Source organism: Streptomyces sp. NPDC097619 (assembly GCF_040302735.1).
In the GTDB taxonomy this organism is placed as follows: Bacteria; Actinomycetota; Actinomycetes; order Streptomycetales; family Streptomycetaceae; genus Streptomyces.
On sequence record NZ_JBEOSD010000230.1, the window covers coordinates 1 to 8,865 of the forward strand.

General features: G+C 76.7%; 4 protein-coding genes and 1 pseudogene. 2 read left to right on the top strand and 3 right to left on the bottom strand.

The genetic code is table 11. The annotated features are described in order from the left end of the window. A pseudogene (locus ABTZ17_RS34690) lies at window positions 1-1,162 on the top strand (hypothetical protein); the annotation flags it as partial. 150 nt (window positions 1,163-1,312) lie between these two features. On the opposite strand, the gene ABTZ17_RS34695 reads toward ABTZ17_RS34690, so the two are convergent. The 3 genes from ABTZ17_RS34695 to ABTZ17_RS34705 all read right to left on the bottom strand — a co-directional run bounded on the left by ABTZ17_RS34695 (window position 1,313) and on the right by ABTZ17_RS34705 (window position 6,454). Further along, window positions 1,313-2,674: an FAD-dependent oxidoreductase gene (locus tag ABTZ17_RS34695; RefSeq protein WP_352199790.1), complete on the bottom strand. Its 1,362-nt coding sequence runs from the start codon at window positions 2,672-2,674 to the stop codon at window positions 1,313-1,315. 292 nt (window positions 2,675-2,966) lie between these two features. Then, the gene (locus ABTZ17_RS34700; RefSeq protein ID WP_352199791.1) at window positions 2,967-3,404 is read right to left on the bottom strand and encodes an RICIN domain-containing protein; all 438 of its coding nucleotides are present in this window, start codon (window positions 3,402-3,404) and stop codon (window positions 2,967-2,969) included. Between the two features lie 134 nt (window positions 3,405-3,538). Beyond that, the gene (locus ABTZ17_RS34705) at window positions 3,539-6,454 is read right to left on the bottom strand and encodes an AAA family ATPase (RefSeq protein ID WP_352199792.1); all 2,916 of its coding nucleotides are present in this window, start codon (window positions 6,452-6,454) and stop codon (window positions 3,539-3,541) included. Window positions 6,455-6,894: 440 nt separating this feature from the next. Here ABTZ17_RS34705 and ABTZ17_RS34710 point away from each other — a divergent pair, with 440 nt between their 5' ends. Beyond that, window positions 6,895-8,649 carry a putative Ig domain-containing protein gene (locus ABTZ17_RS34710; protein ID WP_352199793.1) on the top strand — a complete coding sequence of 585 codons (1,755 nt, stop codon included), beginning with the start codon at window positions 6,895-6,897 and terminating at the stop codon, window positions 8,647-8,649. Window positions 8,650-8,865: the final 216 nt, after the last annotated feature.

Sequence of the window (8,865 nt, forward strand, 5' to 3'; positions counted from 1 at the left end):
GTCGCGGCTGGGCGCGCCGGTGCGGTCGGCGCTCAGCGCGCCCGTAGAGGAGCTGGTCGCGGCGGGGCTCGTGCCCTCGGCCGAGGTGTTGGCGGAGCTCGTGCCCCAGCTCGTCGCGAACGCGTCCGCCCTGCGGTACGAGGACCCGGCGCTGCGGACGCTGACGGCCGGCACGTACCGGGCGTTCCGCAACCGGCGGTCGCTGCTCCTGGTGGACCTGGCGCGGCAGGTGCGGGTGGAGGAGCTGCCGTGGGTGCGGGCGGTGTCGGGCCACGGCGGCGAGGACGACGCGGCGGCCACGGCCCGGGCGGCCGCCGGGGACACCCTGCGCCGGGTGGGTTCGCTGGCCCTGGGCACGTTTCCGGGCACGCTGTTGCCCAATCCGCTGGTGAGTCAACTGGCGCACCTGGCGCGTCAGGCGGAGCTGGGCGTGCCGTTGGTGGAGGAGTTGGCCGCCGACATCTTCACGGGGCGGTTCAGCGGCGGTTTCGTGGCGGCGGCCGGCATCGCCGCGGAGCTCGTGGAGGGCGGGCCGTACGCCCGGTACTTCGGGATCGACTGCGCGGCGGTGCGGGAGATCGCCTCGGCGCACGAGGCCGCGCGCGCGGGCGGCCCCGGTACGGGTCCCCGGAGCTCGGCGGCCTTCGACCGGCTGTGCGCGGAGCGGGCGGGGAGCCGGAGCTCCCGGTCCTGGTCCGCGGCCGTCAACAGCACCGTCGTCGAGCAGGCCCAGATCCTGACCACGCACAACCTGGCGGTGCTGGCCGGTCCGGCGGGGGTGGTGCCCCCGGCGGGCTGGGACGTCCTGGCCGAGTCCGCCTTCGGCTCGGTGTGCCGTCTGGTGGGCCGGATCGAAGGGGCGCCGTGGGCGCTGCGGACCGTCAAGGACGCGGCGTACGCCTGGCGGCAGGCGCTGTTCCACCTGTCGATGTGCCCGCCCGCGCGGCAGGCCGAGCTGGTGGCCGCGTTCGCGGAGCGGGCCGCGTGGCAGCCCTGGCACGCCGCGGCCCGGCTGGCGCCGGTGGTGGCCGGGTTGCGGCTGGTCGCGGGCGGCGGCTCCTTCGGCCCGGACGGCACCGCCCTGGGCGGCATGGCCCGGCGCTTCGAGGGGTGGACGGCGGACCGGCACTGGATGCTGCCCCGGGCGACCCGGCACGGCTGAGCGCCGGGCGGGCGGCCGGGTCGGCGCGGTGGAGTGCCGGGACCGGGACCGTAAGGGGGTGGTGGCGGAACGGCGCGGGCGCCGCGGCCGGTGGTGCGGTCGCGGCGCCCGTGCGCTCCGTCGGGTGTTCCGGGCCGGCCCGGCTCCCGGTCAGGCCCCGCTGGCCTTGAGCATGTCCTCGCGCTCGACGATCTTCACGCGCTCGCGGCCCTGCGGCTCGCCCAGCGCCTTCTCGGCGGCGTCCAGGCGGTACCAGCCCTCCCAGGTGGTGTAGCGGACGCCGCGCTCGGCGAGGAAGGCGTCCACGGCCTCGGGGGCGGGGCTCGCGGGGGTCAGCAGGCGGCCCTCGGCGTGGTCGGCGAGCAGGTTCGCCACGGTCTCGTTGGCGTCGCCCTTGGTGTGGCCGATGAGGCCGATGGGGCCGCGGCGGATCCAGCCGGTGACGTAAGTGGACGGCTTGTGCTGCCCGGCCTCGATGACGCGGCCGCCCTCGTCGGGGACGGTTCCGGAGGCCACGTCCCAGGGGAGCTTGGGGAGCTCGTCGGAGAGGTAGCCGACGGCGCGGTAGACCGACTGCACGTCCCAGGTGGTGAACTCGCCGGTGCCGCGGACGTTGCCGGTGCCGTCGAGCTCGGTGCGCTCTGTGCGCAGACCGATCACCTTGCCGTCCTCGCCGACGATCTCGGAGGGCGACTCGAAGAAGTGCAGGAAGAGCTTGTGGGGGCGGTCGCCGATGTCGCGGATCGCCCAGTTCTCCAGGGTCTTGGCGACCATGTCCGCCTGCTTGTTGGAGCGGCGGGTGGCGATCGAGCCGTCGTCGTAGTCGATGTCCTCGGGGTTGACGATGACCTCGATGCTCGGGGAGTGGTCGAGCTCGCGCAGCTCCATGGGGCTGAACTTGGCCTGGGCCGGGCCGCGGCGTCCGAAGACGTGGATCTCGCGGGCCCGGTTGGCCTTCAGGCCGTCGTACACGTTCGCGGGGATTTCGGTGGGGAGCAGCTCGTCGGCGGTCTTGGCGAGGATGCGGGCCACGTCGAGGGCGACGTTGCCGACGCCGAGCACGGCCACCTTCTCGGCCTCCAGCGGCCAGGTGCGCGGCACGTCGGGGTGGCCGTCGTACCAGGAGACGAAGTCCGCGGCACCGTACGAGCCGTCCAGCTGCACGCCCGGTATGTCGAGGGCGCGGTCGGCGGTGGCACCGGTGGAGAAGACCACGGCGTCGTAGAGGGAGTGCAGGTCGTCGAGGGTGATGTCGGTCGGGTAGTCGACGTTGCCGAAGAGGCGGACCTGCGGCTTGTCGAGGACCTGGTGCAGGGCGGTGATGATGCCCTTGATGCGCGGGTGGTCGGGGGCGACGCCGTAGCGGATCAGTCCGAAGGGCGCGGGCATCCGTTCGAAGATGTCGATGGACACCCCCGGCTCGGCGGCCGCCTCGGATTTCAGCAGCGCGTCGGCGGCGTAGATCCCGGCGGGACCGGCACCGACGATGGCTACGCGCAGGGGGCGGGGCATGGAGGTTTCCCTTCGAACGCTGAACGTGATCAAAGGAAACTCTAGACTTAGGCTAGCCTAAGTCGGCACCCAGGTCCTCTTTATGACCCCATAAGCCGAGCTTATGACCGGGTGCGGTCCGCGAACGGCCCCGGACCGGCGATCACCGGCCCACCCTCTCACATGCTGGGGAAACACCGTCCCGCCGGCACCCGCGACCGCGCGACCACGGAAGGGAGCGCCGATGAACTCCTCGGCGCCTGAGGACCCGCCCCGGGAAGTCGGGGCCGTGAGACGGGAGCGGCGGACGGGGTCAGGGCGTGGGGGTGCGGTCGGTGGGTTCGAGGCGCCAGCCCTGGGTGGGGGCGTCGGACTCCTGCCACTGGCGGGCGCGGCCCTCCTCGTCCACGTCGAGGGGGAGGCCGCTGATGCAGGCGACGAGCGTGACCACGCCCGGCTGGTCGAGGTGTTCCTCCAGGAGCCATTCCTGCGCCCCGTAGCCGTTGGCCTTCCACAGCTGGACGCGGGCTCCGCTCTCGGTGGAGGCGCCCGCCACGTCGAGGAGTTTGCCGCTGTCGACGTGCTCCAGGTGGAAGATGCCGGCTCCGGTGTGCACGGGCCGGACCCGCCAGTGGCCGGTGGTGCCCGCGGGTTCCGCCAGTCGGAGGCGGGTGCCGCTGCCGGAGCGGCCGCCCTCCGTGGCCAGTACCAGGCCGCTCGCCGCGTTCCGCAGCAGGTACACGCCCTCCACGCCCGCCCCTCACCTTCGCACCCTCGACCGCCGGTTCTGCCCGAACCGTACACGGGCACCGGGGCGCGGGCGTGCCGACCTGATCCGCCCGGCCGGGGCCGGCCGGAAGGCGTCGACCGGAAGGTGTCGGCCGGTCAGCCCTCGCCGGGTTCGGCCACGGGATCGGTGGCGTCGGCGGGGAGCGCGGCGCTGAGTTGGGCCCGGTTGCGGACGCCGAGCTTGCGGTAGATGCGGCTGAGCGCGGTCTCGACGGTCTTCGCGGAGACGTAGAGGCGTCGGGCGGCCTCCTGGTTGGTGGCCCCGGCCCTGACGAGGACGGCGAGGCGCAGTTCGTGGGCGGTGAGCACGCCGGGGGCGGTCGGGGCGGAGTCGGCGGGCCGGCCGCAGACGTGGGCGAGGTGCTCGGTGGCGAGCGCGGTCCAGGGGTGGGCCTCGGCGGTGTCGAAGACGGTGCGGGCCGTCTCCCAGGCGGTGCGGGCGGCGGCGGTCCGGCGCCGCCGGCGTTCCACCCGGCCGCGGGCCAGGTGGGCGCGGCCCTCTTCGACGGGTCGGCCGAGGGCGCCGAAGGTGCGGGCCGCGTCGCGGAGGAGTTCGACGGCCTCCTCGGGCCGGCCGTCCGCGTGGAGGGTGACGGCGCGGGCGCGGGTGAGGGCGGCGCGCAGCGGGGCGTGGGCGGGGTGCGGACCGACGGTGCCGTGGACCCGTTCGAGGAGGGCGTGGGCCCCGCGGGTGTCGCCGGTGGCGGCGAACGCCTCGACGGCGTCGGCCTGCCAGCGCAGCACGGCCGGGTCGGCCGCGCCGGTGCGGGCCTCCCGGTCGGCGACCTCGGCGAGCAGCGGGGCGGCCTCGGCGGCCCGGCCCCGGTACAGGTGGGCCGCGCCGAGGAGCCACAGGTTGCGGGTGGTGTGCAGGACGTCGTGTTCCTCGCGGGACACCCGGAGGCCGCGGGCCGCGTACCGGCCGGCCTCGGCGAAGCTGCCGCCGTGCAGGTGTGCGAGGGCGGCGGTGTACCAGGCGGGGCCGGGTGAGAGTCCGGCGGCCTCGGTGAGGTCGAGGGCCCGTTCCGCCCAGTGCAGGGCGCGGGCGCAGGCGCCGAGTCCGGCGTCGGTCTCGGCGAGGCTGCGGTAGAGGTCGACGAGGTCCTCGGCGTCTCCGGAGGCGCGGGCGGCGGTCAGGAGGTCGAGGAGGAGGAGGCGGGCCTCGGTGAGGCGTCCGTCGAAGACGGCGTGCCGGGCGGCCAGGTACTGGGGGCTGTTGCGGATGCCGATGCGGGTGGGCGGGACGCCGAGGGCGAGAGCCGCGTCCAGGGTGGTGGGGGCGGCGGTGAGGTGGCCGAGGAGCCGTTGCGCCCGCGCGGTCATGGTGAGGGCGGCCGCCCTGAGGGCGGGGTCGCCGGCGGTGCGGGCGGCTTCCGCGGCGGCGGTGGCGTGGCGCAGGGCGCGCGTGGTGTCCCCGGCGAGATTGGCCTGGACGGCGGTGCGCAGGTCCACGGCGGCGAGGAGGGCCGGGTCTCCCCCGGCGCAGGTGCGGGCCGCGGCGAAGAGGGGGTCGGCGCCCACGAGGTCCTGGCCCCGGGCGTCGGCGACGGCGAGGTGCGCGTGGACCTGTTGGGCGGGACTGCCGCGGCCTTCGGTGAGCAGGTCGGCGGCCTGTCGGGCCAGCCGGTCCGAGCCTGCGGCGGCGGCGTCGCGGGCGGCTCCGGCGAGGCGTTCCAAGCGGGGGGCGGGGTGGTCGGCGGGGGTGAGGCGGGCGGCGAGCAGGAGGAGTTCGGCGGCGAGTCGACGGTCGCCGGCGGCACGGGCGCTGTGGGCGGCGCGCTCGGTGTCCTCGGCCAGGGCGGGGTCGGTGCCGGTCCGGGCGAGGGCACGGTGCCGGGCGGCGCGGAGCGGGTCGTGGTCGGCCGCGGCGAGCCGGGCGTGGGCACGGCGGCGGTCGTCGGCGGGGCCGGTGGCGCGGGCCGCGTGGGCGAGGACCCGGGCGGCGAACCGCGGGCCGTGGTCCGGGACGGCGGACGGGTCGAGGAGGCCGTGGCGGAGGGCCCGGGCGAGGTGGTCCTCGGCGTCCTGGTGGCCCGCCCGGCGGAGGAGGTCGGGGTCCGGGCGGTGGGCGAGGGCGGCGGTCCGCAGCGTCATCCTGGACTCCGCGGGAAGGTCGGCCAGCCAGGCGGTGGCCAGTTCTTCGGTCTCCCGGACGCGGGCGGGTGGCGCCGGCGGAGCGGGGGTGCCGGGGGCCGTCGTACCGGCGAGGGCCCGGCAGCAGGCGTCGAGCAGGGCCCGGTGGCCGCCCGTGTAGCGGTGCACGGGCGCGGCCCAGCGGCCGGGCAGCCCGGCACGGGCGAGCGCGGCACCGGTCTCCTCGGGCCCGGCGGGCGGGACGAGGAGACGGGCGGGGTGCCCGCCGAGCAGCCGGTCGGCTCGGGCGGGGTGGCCCGCGGTGCGTTCGGCGACCACGAGGCGGAACCGTTCGGGGGGCAGGACCCGGGCGGCGTGTCCGAGCACGTCCGCGCCGGCGGGGTCGATCCACTGGGCGCCGTCGACGAGCAGGAGGACGGGCGGCCCCGCGGCGAGCCGGGCGAGGAACTCGGCGCGGCGGCGCAGCCGCTCGGCGCCGGGAGGGAGGGGCGGGGCGTTCCGGCCCGAGGCGTCACAGCGGCCGGACGGGTCGCACCGGGCGGACGGGTCGTACCGGCCGGACGGGGCGGGGAGTTGGGCGAGGGATCCGTACGGGAGGTCCTGGTCGCCCTCCTGGGTGTGGATGCGCAGGCAGCGGACGCCGAAGGCCCCGTCGGCGAGGGCGTCGAGGAGCGTGGTCTTGCCCGCGCCCCAGGGGCCGTACACGGCCAGCCGGCCCCGGGCGGCGAGGACGGCGGAGGCGGTGTCCACCAGTTCCGCCCAGTTCCGGGACGGCCGGGCGGCCGGCGCGTCGGAGGCCACCCCCTCGACCCGGGCGGCGGGCACGGGCCCGCCCAGGGGATCCGCGCCCGTGTGGTGGGCCACGTCGTCCGGTGTGCGGGAGTGGTGCGCCCGTTCAGCGGCTTCGCTCGCCTTCATCCGCCGCACGGTAGGCGCCGGCCGGGGCGGGGCCAAGGGGTGTGCGGTGAGGGCGCCGCATACAAGGGATTTCCCTGAGCCGGCCGCATCTCGCGCGCGGGGCCGGTCCGGGGGCTCCGGGAGTCCCCGTGTTCCGTCGCGGTCGCCCTGGCGCGGGCCGGATCACGGGTCCGGAGCGGAGGGCGGCACTCCGGGGCGGGGGACGTGTGGTCAGGGCGCGGGATGCGGGGCACCGAGGGGCAGGGGGTGGAGGGGCAGGGAGGCGGAGTTCCACGGCCTGCCCCTCCCCTTGCGGACAAGGGAGTTGCCGGATTTCCCGGGCGGGCGGGGGCCGGGAGTCTGTGGGCGTTCCGGAGCCGCCGGTCGCAGGGTCGCGGTTCCGGTGTCCGTCCGGTGATGCCCCGTCACCGGCCTTTCCGTCCGCCCGAAAGGAACCCCCCATGCGTACTGCGCCCGTCCTGGCCGGCCTGCTGGCCGCGGCAGCGCTCGCGGTACCGGCCGCGCTGCCCGCCCACGCCGGTTCCGCCCCGCCCCGCTCCCCCGCGCAGGCCCCCGCGCTCGCCGCACCCGACGTGCCCGCCGACGTGCGGGCCGCCATGGCCCGCGACCTCCACCTCACCCCCGCCGGAGTGCGGGCCCGGATAGCGGACGAGAGGGCGGCGGCCCGGACGGCGACGGCGGTCCGGGCCGCCGTCGGAAACCGGGCCGCGGCCCTGTGGTTCGATGCCGCGGACGGCCGGCTCCACGCCGCCGTCGGCACGGCCGCGGACGAGTCCGCCGCCCGCGCCGCCGGTGCCGTGCCGCACCGGGTGCGGCACTCGGCTGCCGATCTGGCCGCCGCGGCCCGGCAGGTCGGCGCCTGGGGCGCGGGTGTCCCCGCACTGCGGTCCTGGGGCCCCGGTCCGCGCGGCGACGCCGTCGAGGTGGTCCTCGACCCGGCCCGCTCGGGGCCCGAAGTGCGGGCGTTCCGGGCCCGGCTGGCCTCGCTGGGCGGGGCGGTGCGCGTGGTCGACTCAGCGGACGCGCCGCGTCAGCAGGGCGGGAACGTCGTCGGCGGCGAGAAGTGGGTGCCGGGTAGCGAGAGCCCCTGCTCCATCGGTTTCGCCGTGACCCGGAACGGCGGCGGGAAGGCGTTCCTGACGGCCGGTCACTGCACCAATGACGTGGGACAGGCCGCGTACGGCAAGGACGGCAGCCGGGTCGGTACCTCGAACCGCAACGGCACCGGCAGCGTGAACTCCGCCGAGGGCGACTTCGGGATCGTGGACGTCGACCAGGCGGGCTGGGCACTGCTGGGCGGCGTGTCCGGTTGGGGCCAGGGGGACGTGCAGGTGACCGGCTCCGCGGAGGCCGTGGTCGGTACGGCGGTCTGCCGTTCGGGGCAGACCACCGGCTTCCGCTGCGGCACCGTGACCAAGGTGGACCAGTCGGTGGACTACGGCAACGTGGTCATCAACGGGCTGTCGTACTCGAGCGCCTGCTCGGCCGGCGGGGACTCGGGCGGGAGCTACGTGACCGCCTCCGGGGGCAAGGCGGTGGGCCTGCACTCGGGCGGCGGCAGTGCCACCTGTTCGAGCGGCAGCGGTGAGAAGTTCACCATCTTCCAGCCCGTCAACGAAGCGCTGACCCGGTTCGGGGCCGCCCTGGTCACCACGACCCCGCAGCCGGGTGCGGTCACGGTGGCGGCCGTGGCGGCGCAGACCTCCGTGACGGGCACCGCCGTGGAGCTCCGCAACAGTGCCTCGGGTGGCACCGCCCCGTACGCGTGGTCCGCTTCCGGGCTGCCGGCCGGGCTGCGCGTCGACGCCGGTACGGGCACCGTGTCCGGCACTCCGTCCGCGGCCGGGACCTCCACGGTGACGGTCACCGCCACCGACGCGGCCGGGCGTGCCGGGTCCGTCTCCTTCGGATGGACGGTGACCGCTCCCGGCGGCGGCAGCCCGACGCTCGCCGACCCCGGCGCCCAGACCGGGTACGTGGGCCGGGCGCTGAGCCTCCGGCTGCGCGCCACCGGCGGGACCGCCCCGTACGCCTTCTCCGCGACGGGGCTGCCCGCCGGGCTGTCCGTGCACCCGTCGACGGGCCTGGTCTCGGGGACCCCGTCCGCCTGGGGCTTCCGGAACGCGACGCTGACGGTCACGGACGCGGCGGGCCGCAAGGCTTCCGTCACGGTCACCTTCACCATCTGGTCCTGATCCGGGACGCGGGCCCGGCCCGCCCCACCGACACCCGAGACCCGAGACCCGAGACCCGAGGGTCGGGGATCGGGTGCCGGAGGCCGGACGCCGGGTGCCGGGACTGCGGCGGGGCGGGAAGCCGTCAGACCGTTGGTGGAGGCATCGACCGATCCGCGACGGACCATGCCGATCATCACCCGGTCCATCCTGCCCCCGTCGAACCGGAAGCGGGCC